Source organism: Glutamicibacter sp. (genome assembly GCF_032154645.1).
Classification (GTDB): Bacteria; Actinomycetota; Actinomycetes; order Actinomycetales; family Micrococcaceae; genus Glutamicibacter.
Map to the genome: position 1 here is coordinate 139,395 of NZ_JALDXV010000001.1, position 19,356 is coordinate 158,750.

At 58.2% G+C, this 19,356-nt stretch carries 17 protein-coding genes; 11 read left to right on the forward strand and 6 right to left on the reverse strand.

Going from position 1 to position 19,356, the window contains the following annotated elements; translation table 11 throughout:
* Positions 1-47 precede the first annotated feature (47 nt).
* A complete protein-coding gene (locus RUH64_RS00635) occupies positions 48-566 on the forward strand; it encodes a MarR family transcriptional regulator (RefSeq protein WP_313810531.1) in 519 nt (172 codons plus the stop codon).
* A 113-nt stretch (positions 567-679) separates the two neighbouring features.
* Positions 680-976, forward strand: coding sequence for an antibiotic biosynthesis monooxygenase (locus RUH64_RS00640; RefSeq protein ID WP_313810532.1), 297 nt, complete (start codon positions 680-682; stop codon positions 974-976).
* Between the two features lie 66 nt (positions 977-1,042).
* Here the strand turns inward: RUH64_RS00640 and RUH64_RS00645 are convergent, their stop codons facing one another.
* On the reverse strand, positions 1,043-2,020 hold the full coding sequence (locus tag RUH64_RS00645) for an alpha/beta hydrolase (RefSeq protein ID WP_313810533.1): 978 nt from the start codon (positions 2,018-2,020) through the stop codon (positions 1,043-1,045).
* 229 nt (positions 2,021-2,249) lie between these two features.
* Here RUH64_RS00645 and RUH64_RS00650 point away from each other — a divergent pair, with 229 nt between their 5' ends.
* The 3 genes from RUH64_RS00650 (at position 2,250) to RUH64_RS00660 (ending at position 5,172) form a co-directional block, all read left to right on the forward strand.
* Positions 2,250-2,717 (forward strand): hypothetical protein, encoded by a 468-nt coding sequence (locus tag RUH64_RS00650; RefSeq protein WP_313810535.1) that lies wholly within the window; start codon positions 2,250-2,252, stop codon positions 2,715-2,717.
* A 164-nt stretch (positions 2,718-2,881) separates the two neighbouring features.
* On the forward strand, positions 2,882-4,567 hold the full coding sequence (locus RUH64_RS00655; protein WP_313810537.1) for a formate--tetrahydrofolate ligase: 1,686 nt from the start codon (positions 2,882-2,884) through the stop codon (positions 4,565-4,567).
* 182 nt (positions 4,568-4,749) lie between these two features.
* Positions 4,750-5,172, forward strand: coding sequence for a hypothetical protein (locus RUH64_RS00660; RefSeq protein ID WP_313810538.1), 423 nt, complete (start codon positions 4,750-4,752; stop codon positions 5,170-5,172).
* A gap of 83 nt (positions 5,173-5,255) precedes the next feature.
* Here RUH64_RS00660 and RUH64_RS00665 read toward each other — a convergent pair whose 3' ends face one another.
* A complete protein-coding gene (locus RUH64_RS00665) occupies positions 5,256-6,332 on the reverse strand; it encodes a M14 family zinc carboxypeptidase (RefSeq protein WP_313810539.1) in 1,077 nt (358 codons plus the stop codon).
* Positions 6,333-6,594: 262 nt separating this feature from the next.
* Here RUH64_RS00665 and RUH64_RS00670 point away from each other — a divergent pair, with 262 nt between their 5' ends.
* Positions 6,595-7,176 (forward strand): XRE family transcriptional regulator, encoded by a 582-nt coding sequence (locus RUH64_RS00670; RefSeq protein WP_313810541.1) that lies wholly within the window; start codon positions 6,595-6,597, stop codon positions 7,174-7,176.
* Between the two features lie 29 nt (positions 7,177-7,205).
* Positions 7,206-7,724, forward strand: coding sequence for an N-acetyltransferase family protein (locus RUH64_RS00675; RefSeq protein ID WP_313810542.1), 519 nt, complete (start codon positions 7,206-7,208; stop codon positions 7,722-7,724).
* 24 nt (positions 7,725-7,748) lie between these two features.
* On the opposite strand, the gene RUH64_RS00680 is transcribed toward RUH64_RS00675, so the two are convergent.
* The 4 genes from RUH64_RS00680 to RUH64_RS00695 all read right to left on the reverse strand — a co-directional run bounded on the left by RUH64_RS00680 (position 7,749) and on the right by RUH64_RS00695 (position 14,405).
* On the reverse strand, positions 7,749-8,843 hold the full coding sequence (locus tag RUH64_RS00680) for a LuxR C-terminal-related transcriptional regulator (RefSeq protein WP_313810543.1): 1,095 nt from the start codon (positions 8,841-8,843) through the stop codon (positions 7,749-7,751).
* Positions 8,844-9,597: 754 nt separating this feature from the next.
* Complete coding sequence (locus RUH64_RS00685) at positions 9,598-11,073, reverse strand: cation:dicarboxylate symporter family transporter (protein ID WP_313810545.1); 1,476 nt, start codon at positions 11,071-11,073, stop codon at positions 9,598-9,600.
* A gap of 501 nt (positions 11,074-11,574) precedes the next feature.
* The gene (locus RUH64_RS00690; RefSeq protein ID WP_313810547.1) at positions 11,575-12,897 is read right to left on the reverse strand and encodes an amidohydrolase family protein; all 1,323 of its coding nucleotides are present in this window, start codon (positions 12,895-12,897) and stop codon (positions 11,575-11,577) included.
* A 287-nt stretch (positions 12,898-13,184) separates the two neighbouring features.
* On the reverse strand, positions 13,185-14,405 hold the full coding sequence (locus tag RUH64_RS00695; protein WP_313810548.1) for an MFS transporter: 1,221 nt from the start codon (positions 14,403-14,405) through the stop codon (positions 13,185-13,187).
* Positions 14,406-14,571: 166 nt separating this feature from the next.
* Between RUH64_RS00695 and RUH64_RS00700 the strand changes: the two genes are divergently transcribed.
* The 4 genes from RUH64_RS00700 (at position 14,572) to RUH64_RS00715 (ending at position 18,727) form a co-directional block, all read left to right on the forward strand.
* Positions 14,572-15,672 carry a nucleoside hydrolase gene (locus tag RUH64_RS00700; RefSeq protein ID WP_313810549.1) on the forward strand — a complete coding sequence of 367 codons (1,101 nt, stop codon included), beginning with the start codon at positions 14,572-14,574 and terminating at the stop codon, positions 15,670-15,672.
* Between the two features lie 99 nt (positions 15,673-15,771).
* A complete protein-coding gene (locus tag RUH64_RS00705; RefSeq protein ID WP_313810550.1) occupies positions 15,772-16,587 on the forward strand; it encodes an ECF transporter S component in 816 nt (271 codons plus the stop codon).
* Between the two features lie 2 nt (positions 16,588-16,589).
* A complete protein-coding gene (locus tag RUH64_RS00710; protein ID WP_313810551.1) occupies positions 16,590-17,324 on the forward strand; it encodes an energy-coupling factor transporter transmembrane component T in 735 nt (244 codons plus the stop codon).
* Positions 17,321-18,727: an ABC transporter ATP-binding protein gene (locus RUH64_RS00715; RefSeq protein ID WP_313810552.1), complete on the forward strand. Its 1,407-nt coding sequence runs from the start codon at positions 17,321-17,323 to the stop codon at positions 18,725-18,727. Before RUH64_RS00710 ends, RUH64_RS00715 begins: the two co-directional genes overlap by 4 nt.
* Positions 18,728-19,356 lie beyond the last annotated feature (629 nt).

Below are 19,356 nucleotides of genomic sequence, written 5' to 3' on the forward strand. Positions count from 1 at the left end.
GTCGGGGCGGTTGACCACCGATGGATCGTTCGGCAGCGACTAATTGTATGGATGGTGAAATGGTCAACGTTCCGAGTTCGGCGTTAAAGTCACCCGCGAAAGACCCGGCGCAGTCAGCCTTCGCGACCGATCTTGAATCCCGCGTCGGTACCCAGATCAAATCGTGCGAGCAGGCGGTCACTACCCTGAAAACAGATGCACTTCGCCGCTATGGCATTTCGGTGGCGCAGCACGGAGTGCTGCTCGCACTGTATTGCTCGCCCGGTCAGTCATCAGCCCAACTGGCGCGATCTGCATCGGTCACGCCGCAGGCAATGACGCCGATTCTGACGAAGCTCGAACAGCAGGAGCTGATCAGGCGCGCGGTGTCGCCGCTGAATAACCGCATCCTGACGGTGACGCTCACGGCCCTGGGCGAAGAAATGGTCATGGTCGCCGACAGCGCCATCCGGAGCGTTGAACAGCGGTTGTTTGATGAGTTTACCGAGGATGAACGCGAGCAGTTTAAGCAGCTGCTGGAACGGGCCGCCAACGCCGTGCGCAGACCCGGCAGTGCAGTGTCCTAGCGGGGGCTGCCCTGTTCGGTTCGTCATGTACTCAACTGCGGCACAGGCTTCGGGCGTAGGCTGAAATTGGTAGCATCCACACCCGGAAAAGTCCGGGTCACGAAAGGTGAGACATGTCGATTGTCGTCATAAATGCCCTGTCGATTCCGGGCGAAGCAGGTCCAGAACTGGAGCAGCGATTTGCAGCCCGCAAGCATTCGGTGGACTCCGAGCCCGGCTTTGAAGGTTTCAAGCTGCTGCGCCCGGTGAACGGTGAAGACCGCTACTTCGTCTACACCCAGTGGGCTACCCGTGAAGACTTTGAAAACTGGCGTTCAAAGCGCTCGGACGCTGCGCACAGCCACAACGATGCCAAGAAGCCCGTAGCCACCGGGGCGGACCTGATGGAATTCGAAATCGTCGAGCTCTAAATCTCCGCCGATACGGCAACGGCTGCGACCCCCAGCATAGCTGGGGGCCGCGGCCGTTTATTTTCGCTATTTCTGCAGTGAAGAAACGAAGTCGAGCGAGGCCTGAGAAATCTGTGAGCGGGCTTCGTCGTGGGAGATCGTCGCGGTCCCGTCGCCGTGCTGGGTGCCGTAGTCGCCGAAGTAGGCGTGGGTGCCGCCCTGGATCTGTAGGAACTTCGCATCGGCGGGCAGCAGGGGCTTTGAGTCCTGGATCTTTTCCGGGGTGGCAAGCCCATCCTCGGAGCCCGAGAGCGACAGCACCGGCATGTTCGTGGAGCTCATATCCGATGAAGGGTAGGAGGCAAAGAGCAGCAGGCCTGAAATCGGGCGTTCGGCGTCGAAGGCGAAGGTCTGTGCATCGGAGGCTGCGGCGACGCCGCCGAGGGAATGTCCGCCGACAACCCAGCTACTGATCGATTCGTGCTTCATCTGCGCCGATTCAAAGGCGGTCATGGCAAGGAACGCGATGTTCAGCGGCTGCTTGGGGATCACCACGGTGTATCCGGACTCGGCCAGCGGGCGAAGCACCGCGGCATAGGCCCGCGAGTCGACCAGCGCACCGGGTTGGAAGAAGACCCCCGTCTGCCCGTCGCCGCCAGCAGGGGTCAACACGACATCGGTGGCGGTTTCGGTGACGGTGACCTTGGAATCTGAGTGCATCGCCGTCAGCGCGGGTTCCACCGCCGAGGAGGGGATCAGCCAGCAGAAGCCTGCCAGCAGCAGCGCCACGGCGGCGGCGCCCACCACGCGCAGGCCCTTCAGCCCCTTGGGCGCCGCCAGCGGACGGCGCAGCGAAAAGATCAAAACCGCCAGGCTGATCAGCATGGTGGTGCCGAGGAACACCGTGTAGAGCGGGTGCCCGTGTACCAGCATGTCCCCGGTGAAGATCGCGGCGATGGCGGGGACCAGGATACCGGCGGCGGCCATGATGCGCGTCAGCCAGCCAAATGCCACGTTGCCGCGGCTGGCGGGCGCCGCGCCCTGCGGCTGATTCGGTTGCTCCACGAGATTGCTCCTTGCGCTGGGCTGGCCGCCGGCCAATGGTGCCGACGGCAAAAGATTCTACCAGTGGTAGAAGTGGGGCATTGGGATCTTGAACCCTCCGACCGTGGGTGGAGTTCGATCAAAGGATAATCCCTCGCGAGATCGAGTTGCTCTGTGGCGTGCGTGAGTAGGCTGGAAGTATCGACAGCGCCGTCATAGATTTATCGCATCCAGCCTCAGGAGATCGTCAATGTCCAGCCCTTCGACCCGCAACCGTGTTTTCAAATCAGCCGTCGTCAGCAGCGCCGCACTGGCCTTGGTTATCGGCGCCACCGGATGCGGCGCGGTGAAAGATTTCCAGAAATCGACCTCCGATGCGTGGTCGGTGACCTATGAGGTCAGCGTCAGCGGTGGCGACACCTCAACGATCAGCGACGTGACCTACCTGGAGGCCGAGAAGCGCGGCGAAGATTCGGTGGAGAAGACCTCTGCCTCCGAGGCAACCACCACGGATGCCAAGACCAAGGCGGCCACCTGGTCCACCGAGGCCATCGTCACCGCCGAGAAGAAGGCGGCCGTCAGCGCTACCCCTGCCAAGGGCACCACCGCCACCTGCAAGATCCTGCTCGACGGGGTCAAGGAGATCGCCTCCGCGACTGCCAAGCCGGGCGAGCGGGTTGAATGCTCGGCAGACACCCCGGCGTTCTCCAAGAAGTAGCCCAAATAGCCTGTGAAGCGCCGGCCCTGCACCAAGGGTCGGCGCTTTTCGCTGCCCTAGAACACCAGCTCCACTGGTGGTAGCTTGAAGGCTAATCGAGGAAACCGAAGCAGGTTTGGCCCTCTTCGTCTCCCGGAATACTGGAATGCAGATAGGGACGCACGATGATCGAAACGCCGGAAACCGACATGAGCGATCTGGGGATCGCCTCACGCGCGGTGCTCAAGCCTATCACCCAGATCGCCGATGCTGCGGGGATCCCGCAGGATGCGGTGGAATCCTACGGGAAGTACAAGGCCAAGATCGACCCGGGTCTGGTGCCTCCGCGAGGGGTCGGAATGGGCAAGGTGGTTCTGGTCAGCGGCACCTCCCCGACGCCTGCGGGCGAAGGGAAGTCAACCATGGTGGTGGGGCTGGGGGATGCACTGGCGGCGGCCGGGGCCAAGACCATGATTGCCCTGCGCGAACCATCGGTGGGCCCGAGCTTCGGGATGAAGGGCGGAGCCACCGGCGGCGGCTACTCGCAGGTGCTGCCCATGGATGAGATCAACCTGCACTTCACCGGCGACTTCCACGCCATCACCAGCGCCAACAACCTGCTGGTGGCGTTGATCGACAACCACCTGCACCAGGGCAACTCGCTGGGCCTCGACCCGCACCGCATCACCTTCAAGCGGGTCCTGGACATGAACGACCGCGCCCTGCGCCACGTGGTGATCGGCCTTGGATCGCCCTCTGATGGCGTCCCGCGGGAAACCGGTTTTGAGATCACCGCGGCTTCAGAGGTCATGGCGGTGTTCTGCCTGGCCACCGGGTTGGAGGACCTGCGCGCCAGGCTGGGCCGGATGACCATCGGGTACACCTATGACAAGTCGCCGGTCACGGTGGACGACCTGGGTGCCGCCGGCGCCATGGCTTTGCTGCTCAAGGAAGCCATCAAACCCAACCTAGTGCAGACCATCGGCGGAACCCCCGCGTTCATCCACGGAGGTCCGTTCGCGAACATCGCGCACGGCTGCAACTCGGCCATCGCCACGAACACCGCGCGGGCGCTCGCCGACGTCGTGGTGACCGAGGCAGGCTTTGGCACCGATCTGGGCGCAGAGAAGTTCATGGACATCAAGGCCCGCTATGCCGGGTGCGCGCCCTCCGCGGTGGTCATCGTGGCCACGGTTCGAGCGCTGAAGATGCACGGCGGTGTGCCCAAGGACCAGCTGCGCGCGGAGGACACGGCTGCCGTCCGCGCCGGCCTGCCGAACCTTGCGCGGCATGCCTCGAACGTTGCGAAATTCGGCGTCCGCCCGGTGATCGGCATCAACCGGTTCACCACCGACACTGAGGCGGAACTGGCAGTGGTCACCGACTGGGCTGCGGCGCAGGGCATCGAGTGTGCGGTGGCAGATGTCTGGGGACAAGGCGGAAACGGGGCCGGCGAGCTCGCGGCGGCGGTCCTGCGGGCCATCGACGAGCCGTCGGGCTACGCCCCGTTATATGAGCTGGATCTGCCCATTGAAGACAAACTGCTGACGGTGGCACACGAGATGTATGGTGCGGAGGGCATCGAGTATTCTTCTGGAGCCAAGCGGACCCTTGAGCAGATCCATGCCAACGGCTGGGACCATCTGCCGGTGTGCATCGCCAAGACTCAGTATTCATTCTCCGACGACCCGAAACTGCTGGGCGATCCCGGGGGATTCACACTGCAGGTCCGCGAGCTGATCCCCAAGACCGGTGCCGGGTTCATCGTTGCCATCACGGGAGTTATCACCACCATGCCCGGCCTGCCGAAGGTGCCAGCCGCCATGCATATGGACGTGGATGATCAGGGCAACGCGGTGGGGCTGTCCTAGGGAAATAGCAATATTCTTGCGGTTGTGGAGATCTAACTTTTCTTATCGTGTCTTAGTGCAGAAACATCGATAGTTGCAGATTCGGATAGGTCAGTCGAGTTCTCGGGCGACTGTGCGGGAGTTTAGATCCATACTCACACTACTTACTGGAAACACACACTCACACTAGTAAGAGTTAGTGTGTGAGCAAGGGTAGGAGTGCTGGAAAAGAAGTGTTCGATCCGGAGATGAACGGATTTGGAAGCTTAATAGAGCTTGTCGATCGCCTCCGAGCTGCGGGGATGGACTCTCGTTATGTTGAAGGGAAGGCGGCGACCGGTGGGTTTCCTAAATCAGCACGTGAGACCATTGGCGCTTTTAGCAATTCGTTTGGAGGCGGTCTAATCATCTTGGGGCTGGACGAACGCGACGGTTTCAAACTTGCATCTAATTTTGAGGCCGAAGTAATCGCGGAGTCATCGATAGCTATCATTCGTCCACGACGGATAAACGAAAAGTCTGGTCCACTGCATCCGAGTCCGGTAGCCGAAGTTACTCTTGGGGACGAGTCGAGTAGATCCATGAACTTCACCATTGCAAGTCTGTCCATGCTGACCTTGAGGTGATCCGAGATTTGATTGTCAAGCGGCGGTGCGACGGGAGATCCGTTGCACCGCCGCTTTCGTGTTCCCGTTGGCTAGATCAGGATCTACTCATCGGTCTTGGTGTTGGGCAGGTATTCCTGCTCAGGCAAGGTGTCCCAGAAGGAGGTATCTGCGGTTTCCACCGAACCGTCGGAGATCGCCTTGATGACGCTCTCTAGGGTCAGGATGGTCTGCTGGCGAAGGTAACCGTTGGATTTCTGTCCCAGAACGTACTCGGGGTTGCTGTGGTCGCTCATGCCTCGCATCTCGAAGAGCAGGGTGGAGATGTCGTACTGGGCCGCGATGCCGTTGCGGGCAATGGTGTTGGCGGTGCCGCCCACGTACTTGCCCAGGTGGCCCCAGCCGGTGGCGTCGACGTTCTGGTAGACGATGGAACCAAGGCGCTTGGAGCCTTCCAGAACCTCTGGCTTCACGTCAGGCGTGGTGGGGTAGAGGATCGAGCCGGAGACCAGCTTTCCATCCACCGCTGAGCGGGTTCCTTGGTGATGCAGGTCGATCATGTAGTCGATGTCGTAGGCCGAGAGCACGTTGTTGTGCAGGGCCTGGATTTCGGGTTGGGTCTTGGCCACGTGGTCGCGGTTGATGTCCACATTGTTCGCGTTGTAGCGGGTCAGGTGGCGATCCCCTGAAGCGATGTAGTCACTGAGGTCGAAGTCAACATCTCCCATGGCCCCGTCCGGGTTGAGCATCGGCACGATCAGGATGTTGATGTTCTTCAGGGTGTTTGCCATGCGGCCGGTGCCCAGATGCTTGATGACCTCCAGTGCGCCCTCGGTGGTCAGCTGTTCATTGCCGTGTTGCTGGGTCAGGAACAGCACAGTTGGGTTGGAAGGGTCTGAGAGGTATTTAGCGACGTAGAGATCGCGGCCCTTGACCGACTGTCCGATGACCTCCAGCTCCATTGCCGACTGCTTCGCATCCTGCTTGCGTAGTTCAGTCACCATGGAGTCGTAGGTGTGCAGGATGGACGTGTTGACTGTTTCATTGCCTCCGTAGTCCGGGCCGTTGCCTACTGCGGATGCTGGTGCACCCGATAATCCGATCAGCAGTGCGGCGCTCGCCGCTCCGCAGGTGAGTTTCTTGATCAGGGAGGTGCTTGAGCTGGTGTGCTTGGTAGTCATGAAGTCGCTTTCTGGTTGTGGCGCTGCAGATCCCCATCGCATGCGTGATGTAAATCACTCAATCATGAGTCGGTGAATGTATCAATCAATGTCGCGTTTGTTTCACGCGTTGATTGCCGTTTTGCGCACAGGTGAAAGCGCTGTGGAGGAAATTTCTGTTGCAGGTGGCGCGGCCGGGGCTTCCTGCCCGGTCTGCGAGCGGCGCGGACTGCGGGGAGAGCGTGTAATTAATTCTTATATAGTGGAATCATTGTTCACTATAGTGTCAGAGGTAATGATGGATGAGCTCAGTGCGGGCCTCGCCTGGGCAGTGAAAACTGCGAGGGTCAGCAGGTCCCTGACGGTTGAGGCGCTGGCGGAACTCAGCGGGGTCTCCCGTGCAATGATCTCCAAGATCGAAAGATCCGAGGCGCAGCCAACGGCGGTGCTACTCTCGAAACTCGCGACGGCCTTCGGGGTGACGCTCTCCGAGCTAATCGTCCAGGCAGAAGGAAATCAGGAACGAGTCAGCCGCTGCCGTGATCAACCGGTCTGGACCGACCCCGACACCGGATACACCAGGCGAGCTGTCTCTCCGACCTCCAGCCCTTCGCTTGAACTTGTCGAGGTGGTGCTGTCGGTGGGCGCCGAAGTCAGTTATCCACGCGTCGCCTACCAGTTCACCGATCAACAGATTTGGGTGCTCTCTGGGAAACTCCGCTTCCAGGAGGGCCAAGACGTACACGATCTCGCGGCAGGCGACTGCCTCCAGCTCGGGGCCGCCGCCGACTGCACTTTCAGCAACCCCGGAAGCAGAAACTGCCGTTATCTGGTGGTTCTGAACAAGATGAAGCCAACGCGCTAAGACGTCAAATGCAATACAAGGAAAACACCATGAAGATTCGCGCAGCACGCATCGACGATATGCCAGAGGTGACTGCCATCCACAACGATGCAGTCATGAACACCACCGCCATCTGGACCGAGACCACCGCCGATCTTGCCGATCGCGAGCAGTGGCTGCGCGAACGCACCCAAGCGGGGTTTCCAGTTTTCGTAGCTGTGGACGACGCCGACGAGCCGGTCGGCTTCGCCAGCTATGGTCCGTGGCGAGCCAAAGAAGGCTATCGGCTGACGGTGGAGCATTCGGTCTACGTCCGTTCTGACCAGCGAGGCAGCGGTGTGGGCAAGGAATTGATGCTGCTCTTGATCCAGAGCGCCAAGGAAGCAGGACTGCACGCGATGGTTGCTGGCATCGAGGCGCAGAATATCGGCTCGATCAAGCTGCACGAAAAGCTCGGCTTCGAACAGGTCGGCCTGCTCAAGCAGGTGGGGCAGAAGTTCGGGCGCTGGCTTGACCTCGCCTTTCTTCAGCTCACCCTCGACGAGCGCGAGGCGCCGCAGGAGCGCTGAATCTCAGCGGTGATGTTCCGGTAGCTACTTGGCTTCTTCCTCCGCCGCATGGAGCAGGAAGCCGTGCCTGCGGGCAACGATGAGTGCTTCCTGACGGGAGCTGGCGTCAAGCTTGCGATAGAGCAGACGAAGCTGCGTTTTGACCGTGTTGAGCGAGAGCCCAAGTTCCCGAGCAATCTCTGTCTGCTTCGTTCCTTGCGCGAGCTGTTCGAGGACTCGATGTTCGGCCTTGGTCAGCTCGGGCTTTCGCTGTAGGGGTCTACGCAGCGGCAGTCCTTCGAGCACCTTGCGGCACCGCAGCTGTTCTGATTCAGGGATGCGCGAGAAGACATCGTCATAGTAAGAGCGCGGAAAGCCGCAGAGCAGCTGGCGGTTATTGCGCTGGATGCATGCTGCCACAAGGTAGGCGCTGTCGGTGGTGACCTTCCCAAGCCTGATGAATTCGGCCCATGTTGTCAGCAACGTGAGTTCGGCCCGGTGATGGGGGCTGAGCGACTCGTCCGTAGTGAGTGGATTGGCAAGCTGGGCGGCTCGGTCGAACTGTGACCTGCAGATGGCTAAGCGGATGACCGCCAGTTTGGTGTAGGTCCCGACCTGCGTACAGGCAGCGGCCAGATGCGCGGCCTGATCGGTGTTGCCGAGCAAGGTGTAGGCTTCAATCCGTTTTGCATTGGCAATGTCATAGGCCAATGAATGTGGATCCAAGTAATGGGCTGCCATTGCTATGGTCACAGCTTCCAAAGCGGCGTGTGGCTGTTGGTGCGACAGATCGTAGTTTGTTCTGGCGAGAAGAATGAACGGCCAGGCGACGTCCACTGCATCGAGTGGTTTGAGCCTCTGCAGTTTGTCCTCGACGTTGTTTTCGAAGGCGAGGACTGCAAGCAACGCCTTGGCGCAGTCGCTGGTGCTATTCGAAGCTTCCCGAAAGGCATCCGATGCCGATTCGACGGAGTCTGCAAGTTCCAGACTTCGGCGTGCTTCTTCCAAGGATCCTCTGGCTGCGTGGATGAGAGCCTCGCGCTCTGAAGCGCAGCGAACAGCATCTGCTGATTTCATAGTTTGACCCAGCTGACGCGCAGCGGCGAATTCGCTCATTGCCGCCGCTGTGTTCCCGGCCATGAGCATGGTCGCACCAATTTGGTGATGATAGAACCACAGCGGAGAAGGCCTCGAAGGATCCAGCCTCAGGGGCGACTGAGCGAGATAGGTTTTCAACCTGAGTGCATGTCTGCACGCAGTGTGGATTTCTCCGTTGAGCCTGAAGGCAATGATCTGCATAACGGCTATGAGATGCGGATCCACTGATTTTGACTCTAAGTATCTGGCGAACTGCGTGGTTTCTAGATGATGGGTTGAACGCACCGCGGACGGAGTCATGGGGTGCAGAATCTGGAGTACTGGATGCTGCTCAATGACGTCAGCAGGAAGCGAAGATATCGCTTGCCTCAGCTCGGAGAACGCGGTGTTGAAAAGCTCCCATAGGTGATCTTCGGCGAACCGAGCGATGCTTTCAGCACTACCCTGAGTTATTTCTCTTCTAAAGCGTTCAGCTGTAGATGCAGGGCACAATGTGGTCGTTCCTCCCTCGGAACTGTATCAGTACGTTGACCAAGTCCGAGGAACTAGTCTAGCGACCATAGCGATCCATCTTCCGTCTTATGAGGTCCTAGACATGCCCGCCGAGCCCTAATTCTGGGGCAGATACATTGATAATGTGCTCGGTAATTTTTCGTAGTAGTTTTCCGATAGCTCATAAACTTCAGCTTTTCTCAGCGCGTTCCAGCCGTTGCGCTGCATTATGAGAGAGCAAAACAGCCGTTGAGGTTTTCCAGTCTAGGGAAAACCACAACGGCTGAATTAATGCTGCGCTCAGTTACTGAACTCCACTGGATTCTTTGGTTTCCTGAGCAGCCATATCAATGTGCGGCAGGTCCTCTGGGGCTGGTCCGCCGCCGAATTTCGGAGATGGCTCTCCGCCTTCGGCTAGCCGCTTCGCTTCCATGGCCTCCCATTCTTCTTCGCGTCCCAACATGCGAGCCGAATCTTCGTTGGTGATTTCGCCTGCGAAAGCGCGTTTCATGACGTCTCGGTCGAACTGCCCTTCCCACTTGGCGACGACAAAGGTGGCAACACAGTTTCCCAGCAGGTTGACGCCAACGCGCATGGAGTCCATGATGCGGTCTGCGCCGAGCAGAAGGGCCACACCGGCGACCGGGAAGATCCCCAATGCCGCTGCCGTAGCCGACAATGCCAAGAACGATGATCCTGGAACGCCCGCCATACCCTTTGAAGTCAAGAGCAGCACGCCCAGGGCAGCCAGCTGCTGGCCGAAGCTCAGATCATGACCGAAGGCTTGGGCGAGGAACAGCAGTGAAATAGACAGGTAGATGGCGGCGCCATCCAGATTGAAAGAGTATCCGGTGGGAACTACCAAACCGGTGGTGGCGCGTGAGCAGCCTGCATTGGTCAGCTTGGTCATGATGCGTGGCATGACCGATTCGGTGGAGGCGGTGCCCAGCGCCAGCAGGAATTCTTCGCGGGTGTATTTGATGAATTGCCACAGCGGCACTCGGGCGATGCTCCAGGCAATGATGAACAGGATGCCGATGAAGAGGATCGCCGCGGCGTAGCAAGCTGCAATGAGTTTTGCGTAGGTGCCGAGTGTGCCGATTCCGTACTGCCCGATGATGAAGGCCATGGCTCCGAAGGCGCCGATGGGGGCCAGGCGCATCACCCAGGACATGATCTTGAAGATCAGTTCAAGGATGTTCTCAAAGACCGAGAGCAGCGGTGCGCAGCGATCCTGCCCCACGACGACGATTGCTGCACCGAAGAAGACGGAGAAGAACAGCACCTGCAGCAGGTTGTTGTCGGCAAATGCGCCGACAACGCTGACTGGAATGATGCCGAGGATGAAGCCGGCTGCGTCTTTGGCTTCACCGGTTTTTTCGGAAATTGCCCCTGCGTCAAGTGTCGTTGGGTCGATGTTCAGGCCTGCGCCCGGCTGGAAGATATTTCCGATGATCAGTCCGAAGATCAGCGCAAAGACCGTTGCGCAGGTGAAGTAGACCAAAGCCTTGACGCCGACTCGACCAACCGCCTTGACGTCTCCTACCGCCGCAATGCCGGTGACGATTACCAAGAAGATGAGCGGCGCGATGATCATCTTGATTAACATGATGAATCCGTCGCCCAGCGGGCGGAGTTGCGCCGCGATAGTGGGGTAGAAATGTCCGATCAAAACGCCTGCGACGATGGCGACGCCGAGTTGAAAGAACAGCGAGGTGTAGAAAGGCTTTTTAGGTTTAGGTGCTGCGACTTTAAAGTCGTCGGCAGACTTGATTTTCATGGCTGCTCCTGAGGATGTTGCGCTCCGAGATATATGCCGGGATGCGATGAATGATTCCAACTGTAAGTCACATCACTTTATTCCGCAATGAAAAATTAAAATTTCAAAATACGGAAAGAATGGCTCTTGGATGTTGAAAAATGGGTGATTAGAGGGGTGATGCCAAGGGTGAAAAATTCCGCGGTGTTGCGCGCCGTCCTTGACGCTCCGGTCTGCCGATGTTGGATCATCCATACGCAAAGCAGGAGGGTTTTTGCCTCTATAAGGAACACTCGCCGAGACATCGATTTTCTGTTCGTTTCTAGGTTTGATCACAAATCCCAATGATCTGAGAGCACGTGGGGCGTTGGCGCCGGCAGAACCTCAGGGCGTCGAAACGAAGCGGCTGGGCTATGCATTAAACATGGAACGACCGCCGTGCCCCGGCGCGGCGGACAGTACCGCCAGCCGGCCGTACGGCATGGGAGCGGAAGTTGATTGCATGCGCATGTGCTCCGGAACCTAGAAGGTATCGAGCTTCTCGTCGAGCTTGTCGAATCGTTTGACCTGTGGCTGCTGGAGCACATGGCCGCGGGTGGCCACCAGGTACGGGTCCGTGAAGGCGCGAAATCCTGCCTGCAGCGGGTTCGTGTCAAGCACCACCAGGTCGGCGTCCTTGTCAGCTTCCAGGGAACCGGTGATGTTGTCGATGGCCAGCAGCTGCGCATTGGCTTGGGTGGCCGCGTGCAGTGCATGGGCTGCGGTCAAACCGCCATAGCGCTGGACATAGTCCATCTCTCGCCAGGTGTTGTAGTGGGTGACGTGCGTCAGCGCCGAGTCGGTGCCCATGCCGATCATGATGTCGTGCTCCAGCGCATCCCGGATGCCTGCCAGCATCTCTTCATAGATCATTTCAGCGTTGGCGCGGACGATCTCATTGATGCCGGTGACCTTCGGATCCAGCTTCACCAGCGGCAGGCACGCCTGCAGAGTGGGGATCAGCGCGGAGGAGCCGCGCAGCGAGTTCGGGTTGTCCTTGAACAGCCCGACGATCTCGTCGTTCATGCTCGCCCCGTGCTCGATGGTGTCCACGCCAGCCCGCAGCGCCATGGCGATGCCCTCGGCGCTCTGAGCGTGGGCTGCCACGATGATGCCAGCCTCGTGCGCCGTTTCGCAGATGGCGCGCATCTGCTCCTCGGGCATTTCCGGGGTGCCTGCCTGGCCGATCTCGCGGGCGTCGGTGACGCCGCCGGTGGCAGCGATCTTGATGGCGGTGGAGCCTGCCGCAAGGTTGTCCCGCACCTGCTGCGCCGCCTCGGCTGGGGTGGTGGAGCACAAAGCGATCTGCGGTGCACCGTGGCCGCCGGGCATGGCAAGCAGCGGACCGGAAGGGTAGACGCGCGGGCCCAGATAGTCGCCGCGCTCGATGGCGTCGCGCACGCGCACCGCCTCGTAGCGGGCGTCACCCAGCGAGCGGATGGTGGTCACGCCGCTGTTCATCTGGGTGAGCACATTGGTTTTGGTGCGCTTGTTCAGCAGCAGCTCGCCCGGCTTGCTGTGCATGAACTTGGCGACCAGGTTTTCTGCCTTCTCGCTGGTCATGAACGCCGGCAGCGGCTTGCCGTCGGAGAACAGGTGGGCGTGGGCGTTGATCAGCCCCGGGGTGACAAAGCGGTTGCCGCCGTCGTAGTAGCGGTACCCCACCCGCGCGGTCATGTCCTTGCGGGGACCTGCATATTCAATTTTTCCCTGGGTGTCGACAACAATTGCCGCATCGTTGATGGTCGTTCCGGCGCGGTCGCCGGTCAGGATCGTGACGTGGTCCAGGACGAAAGCGGTGCTCACTTAAGACTCCATTCGGTGGATTGGCTGATGTTGTCCGGTAGCTGAGTACGGTGGCTAATTCTGTAGCTGCAGAGCAGTTTCCCGTGTTTTTCTTAAGCAAAGCACGCCGCAGGCGTAGTTGGGTATATCCCGGTCGTCGCCCTTCGTTATCTGCGGTGGAACTGGTACTCAAGTCAGCTTTCATTCTATGGAGACCGAAGGAAAATTGATTGATTTATTGAGCTGTGGCAAGACAACAATGATTGGTCGGCGAATGAAATGAAGTTACAGGCAGAGTTTGAGGAGTATTAGTTCATCTGGGTAAACGGCGAATTGCGCCGTGCAAGCAGCAAGGTCAAGAGCACGCCCAGCGTCGCGAAGCTGCAGGTGATCCACCAGGTGGAGTTCCATCCGCCGGTAAGCGTTGCCAGTCCCGCCAGGAGCATGGGGCCGGTGAAGTTGCCGACGTTGAAGATTTGCTGCATCAACCCCATGGATGCCGGGGCCGATCCTCCCGGCGGGGCAAGGTCGACCGCAATGCGGGTCATGGTGGTGGGGATGGCGGCGCCGCTTAGGGAGAACAACCCGACGACCAGCATTTGAATCCACAACAGCTGCGCCGGGTAGCTGAAGATAAACGTCAGGGTCGAGGTCGCGGCCATGAGGACAAAACCTATGAGCAGCAGGGACTTGCCGTTGACGCCGCGGTGCAGCAGGGCGCCGCTGAGGATGGCACCCACTGCATTGAGTCCGCCCACCGTGGCGGAGATGAAGCCGCCGGCGACCGGGGTGAGCCCGAAGCCCTCATAGATGGTGGGCAGGAAACTGACCACAGCCATCCACTGCACCGTGTAGCAGCCGAAGATCAGGCCGCTGATCCATACCCTGCCGGACTTCGCGGTCACCGCGATTCTCTGGGCTGCCTCGCGCATCCGCGCCGCACCTGCGGGCCGGTCGGGTCCGACGAATTTGAGCACCAGGGGGATGGACAGCAGAGTGAACACCGCAAGGACCAGCCACCAGGCGGTCCACGAAAGATGCTGCAGAACCAGCGCGGTAGTGAAGACGCCGATAAAGGTTGCCATGCCCATATAGGCGGCCCACCAGCCCACCGCCATATTCATGTTTTTCAGCGGAGCATGAAGGCGCACCAGTCCAGGTCCCATGACCGTGCTCATGATGACCCCTGCACCTTCGAGGATTCGCGTTGCCAGCAGGACTCCGGCGTTGGGGGAAAAGGCGCCGAGGGCTGAACCGAGGGACAGTAGGATCAGCCCGACAAGCAGGGTTCTGCGCTGCGAGATCACCTCAGCCAGCAGGGCGACGGCTAGGCCGCCGACCATGCCTGCCACTTGAACCACACCGAGCAGGGTTCCGGCGAAGAGCAAGGAGAATCCCAGCTGTTCTTGGATCACGGGCAGGGCCGGGGCGAGCTTCCATATATGAAGCCCCGCCACGACACCCGATGCCACGATGATGATCCACGCCGCGTTGGTGCGTGGCTGGGCTTGCTGCAACGCTGCAGTCACTGGTCTCCTCCTGCCGAATGAACAACGCCAAGTTCTTCATCAGCGCTCACGTTCTCAACGGATTGTTCCATGTGGACTTGGCACTTCCTAGGTGGAAGTCATTGAATGAGAGAACGAGGCTGCTGAAGTTCTGGGCCTCATGACATGGATAGGCGAGGATCAGAGCATGGTTGAAAATTCTGTAAGCCAGACACCCGAGCGGGTGCGTTTGCTGGTCGACAACGATACCGGCATTGACGATGCACTGGCGCTTGCCTATCTGTGCGCCTGCGACCACGTTGAGATCCTCGCGGTCACCAGCACCCCCGGCAACGTCGCCGCCGAGCAGGTTGCTGCAAACAACCGGGCGCTGTTGAAACTGTGCGGACGTCCTGAGGTTCCGGTGTTGATCGGTGCACGGGAGCCGCTGCAGATTCCGCTGGTCACCACCGAGGAAACCCACGGCCCGCAGGGTGTCGGTTACGCCACCCTGCCGGATTCAGGCGCGGCGGCTGCGGAAGACATCAACGCCATTGACTTCTGGATTGAGGCAGCGAGGCAGAATCCGGGGGAGCTGACGGTTCTGCTGTGCGCGCCATTGACCAACTTCGCCCTCGCCCTGCGCAAGGAACCGAAGCTTCCGTGGCTGCTGCGCAAGGTGGTCATCATGGGAGGTTCGTTCTACTATCAGGGCAACACCACTCCCACCGCCGAGTGGAACACCCATGTGGATCCGCATGCGGCTAAAGAAGTCTTTGCTGCATATACCGCGGCGGCGCAGGAAGGATTAGACGAGAGCAGGTTGCCGACAGTCTGCTCGCTGGATACCACCGAGCGCTTTGAAATGCAGCCGCAGTTCGTCAATGAACTGGCGCTGGCCGCGGGAGAACCTGAAGAATCGGTCCGGGCAACCGATATCGAGGGGACCCGCAGCACAGCCGAGAATCCTGTCATCCGCTACCTCTCTGATGCACTTCGCTTCTACTTCGAGTTCCACAGAGCCTATGACCAGGGATATATTGCCCACGTCCACGACTACTTCACGGCCGGAGTTGCAGTTGGCACACTCGCCCATGAGACTAGGGCCGCCAATGTGGATGTAGAGACCGACTCAAAGCTACTCTTCGGCACAACTGTGGCGGATTTCCGGGCGCTTTGGGGCAAACCGAATAATGCACACGTGGTCAGTTGGAATGATCCGGAGCAGGGGTTTGCCGAGCTGAAGGATAAGCTGGCGAAGCTTGCGAAGAGAACAAGCGAAAACCACGGCGACATGACGGTGAGCTAGACTCTTATACCGGGCCAAGGTGACATAGGTCCGCGCAGTAAGTGCTCTCGCTGACTATGCAGAGCCAAGACGCCAATTTCTTTGAGGATCAAATCCATCATGTCACCGAATCTTGTTCTCCCTGACGAGCGCGCTGGTAGTTCGCTTCGTAGCAAATTACTGGCCGCCGCCGGAACGTCACTGCTTGTGGTTACGTATCTTGTTTTAGTGATCACGCAGCCAACAAACCTCACTAGCGGAATGGGCCAGGGTGTAGCGTTGGCAACGTTCGCGGCTTACCTGATTTCCGCGTTGCTGCTGCTGGCGGCAGTTTTGCCGGATCTTCCCGTGTCCACGTTGACGCTGATTCCAGTGGCCTTGGCGTTGAATATCCTGTTGGGCCAGTTCGTCGGGTCGGTGATGGTGCCGCTGTATCTGGACTCGATCGGAACAGTGCTGGTTGGCTTCTTAGCCGGACGCCGTGCAGGTGCCGCCACAGGTGTCTTGGGCACCTTGATCTGGTCGCTCTTCGCACCGACGGTCCTGCCATTTGCCTCCGGCGCCGCACTCGTAGGTTTCTTAGCTGGCACCGCCGCACGTTTCGGCGCAGTGCGCCGTGTGTATCTGGCCCCGATTGCGGGCCTTGTTACAGGTGTCCTTGTGGGTGTTGTCTCTGCTCCAGTCGCAGCATTCGTGTTCGGCGGAACTTCAGGTGTGGGCACCGGAGCAGTCGTGGCAGCATTCCGCTCCATGGGAGATTCGCTGCTCTCGGCGGTGACGAAGCAGGCCTTGATTTCTGACCCGGGCGACAAGGCAATTGTGTTCCTTATTGCGGCGCTGCTGGTGTACGCACTGCCTAGCCGAATTACCCAGAGTTTTGAATTCGTCCGCCGCTACCGTGTTTTGGGAAAGCGCGGAGCAAAGCAGAACGCTTAAGCATGTCCTTGTTTCAGCGGTTGCATCCCTTCACAGTTCTATCTGTCGTCATTGCTGCGGTCGCCATCACGACGGCCATAGGTAATATATGGGTCAGTGCTGCGGTGATCGTTCTTTGCCTGTTTGCTGCTGCCTTCGCAGGAAAGGTGCTGAAGCTTGCTGCGCTGTCCGCCGCCATCGTGTTGCCAGCATTCGTCTCGCAACTGTTGATCCATGGGCTTGCGTCAACTGGAAGCCTCAAACTCACAGCGGATGGAGTGTATACGGCAACAGCGCTGGGCCTTCGAACAGCGGTACTCGTTATAGCAGGCCTTCTTTGTGCATTGACTATTGACCGGCATCAGTTAGTCGCGGCAATTGATCTTTCGAAGGCACCGCCTCAGCTTGGCTATCTGGTTGCTGCATCACTTTTCTTGCTGCCTCAATTAGCTGAACGTCAAAAGATCATCGGTGAAGCTCAAGCCCTGAGACATGTTCATTTCCGACGTGGTGTTCTGGGATGGCTCCAGAAGGCGAGGATGCGGGCGGTTCCGCTGGTACTTACTTCTTTGGAAGAATCTTCAAAACGAGCGCCTCATCTGGCTGCCCGTGGCTTTCCTGCCAATAACCGGATGAGTCGGCTGCGAACTGTGCCTGATTCACGAACACAACGGGTGATAAGAATCAGTGCACTCGTGACGGCTGTGATTGGTCCGGTGCTGATTTTGATTGGTCTGCAGTTTGGAGCCTCAGCATGAACGACAAATCAGTAACCCAACAACAGCCTGTAGTAGATCTGAAACTCCGGAGCTTCAAGTATGCGGAAGCCGAGAACTCGATACTCCAAGACTTCAATCTGACATTGCTCCCTGGAACCTTGACAGTAATAAGAGGCGGTTCAGGCTCGGGAAAATCCACACTTGGGGCGATTCTTGCTGGCATTCTTCCTCGCCCGGGGCTGGACAGGCTAGATGCGACATTCATAGTTAACGGACAAACTATTGAACATACGGCCACAAATTCTCCACGGATAGACCATTCAGCCTGGGCAAAACACATTGGGTTCCTTCCACAAGATCCCGGAGAGTATCTCTCCGGTATCCGTGAGACCGTTAATGAAGAACTTGTATTCTCCCTGGAGAACTCTGGTGCTCCACGAGCCGACATGGAAGAACGGACCAAGTACGTCGTAGAAATGTTTGGTATTGGCCATCTCCTAAATAAGGATCCTGCGAAACTCTCCGGCGGCCAGGAACGGATCGTAGGTCTTGCAGCCTTGGTTATGAATGACCCGAAGGTACTGGTTTTGGACGAGCCGCTGGCTGGACTCGACTCGGTCGCGCGAGAAGTTGTTCTCAGAATAATAAATGTACTGACAACTGCAGAGAAGACAGTTGTTGTGCTGTCTCGAGAAGCCGGTCAGTTGTCAAAGTCGACTGAACACACTTTGTGCCTTGAACGCAACACGTTGGCAGACGAGCTTCGAACTGGAGTACCCCGAAAAGTCGATAATGTTTGGCCAAAACTAGGAGCTTATACAGGGCGAATCGGTGACGTACTTCTATCGTTTCAAACCGTTTCATTGAGATATGGAAAGAATGCTACTCCGATTGTGGAGAACTTCAGTCTTGAGTTGCATTCTGGCGAGTGTGCAGCGTTAACCGGTCCGAATGGTTCGGGGAAGACCACTTTACTGAAATCTGCAGCGGGTTTGATTAATCCTGTTGGAGGTCGCATCTCGCGTAATGGCAAAGTCGGCCTTCTTTTGCAGAATCCGAATGACCAGTTGTTTAACCGTTCGGTACGACGAGATGTTGGCTATGGCTTGTCCGAAAGTAGACGCTCCAGGAGCAAAATTGTCGAAGTACTAGAAAGGCTGGATCTGATCGAGCTAGCTGAAGTGCATCCTTATGAGCTTCCTATGTCGAAGCGAAAACTCGTAGCGCTAGCGAGCGTACTCGTACACGAACCTGAGATATTGCTAATGGACGAGCCAGAAGAAACGCTTGATCAGCGGGAAGTTCTGGTGCTACGAGACGCATTAGGCGAACACGTTCGTTCTGGAGGAGCTGTACTCATGACTAGCCACAATACCAGCGGATTTCCGCAAGGAATTGTTTCAACACTGCGCTTTAAACCGACCGCGATGAACAAGGGATAGTTCAGCCGAGCCCAATTAACTTGCACCTCTGAGTTCATATCACGATATGCGATAGAAGGTACGGAAGGGATTCGCGAAAATATGTATCGGCGTCTTAAATATAAGCTGGCTCGACTCGTGTGCTGTTCGTCGAGGCTACTCTCGCTGGATACCGGGCTTGGTGTTGGATAACGCTCAAAAAATGATTCAATGGAACGGCATCTGCGTCCGACCGCGGCAATTCATGGTCGAACTGCGCTCCCAGCTAGTGTGTATTTCACGTGGAAAGGGATCTCGAGTCGCTTAGGTCTAACCGCGCGACTTGGATGTTATTTAAACTTTCTGGCGTAGGCGTAGTACACAAGTGGGTGTTGCTCAGTACGAGGCGCGAACATTTCTGGTCGATGTAGAAGCATGAATCCAACGATTGATACCGGTTGCCGACTCGTGTGAATGCCAAACAGAAAGTAGCTTGGCGGATTGAAGATTCTAATATCCGTCGCGGGTTGCTTCCCAACTTCCGTACGAGGTCTCTCGTGGAGTTTGAACAGTGAATTAGACGCCATTGAGCCTGGTTAAGGGGCGGGAAACTTTATTTACGCTAGTTGCACGGGCTGGATCTTGTATCACAAACTCATTGTCGAAATGAT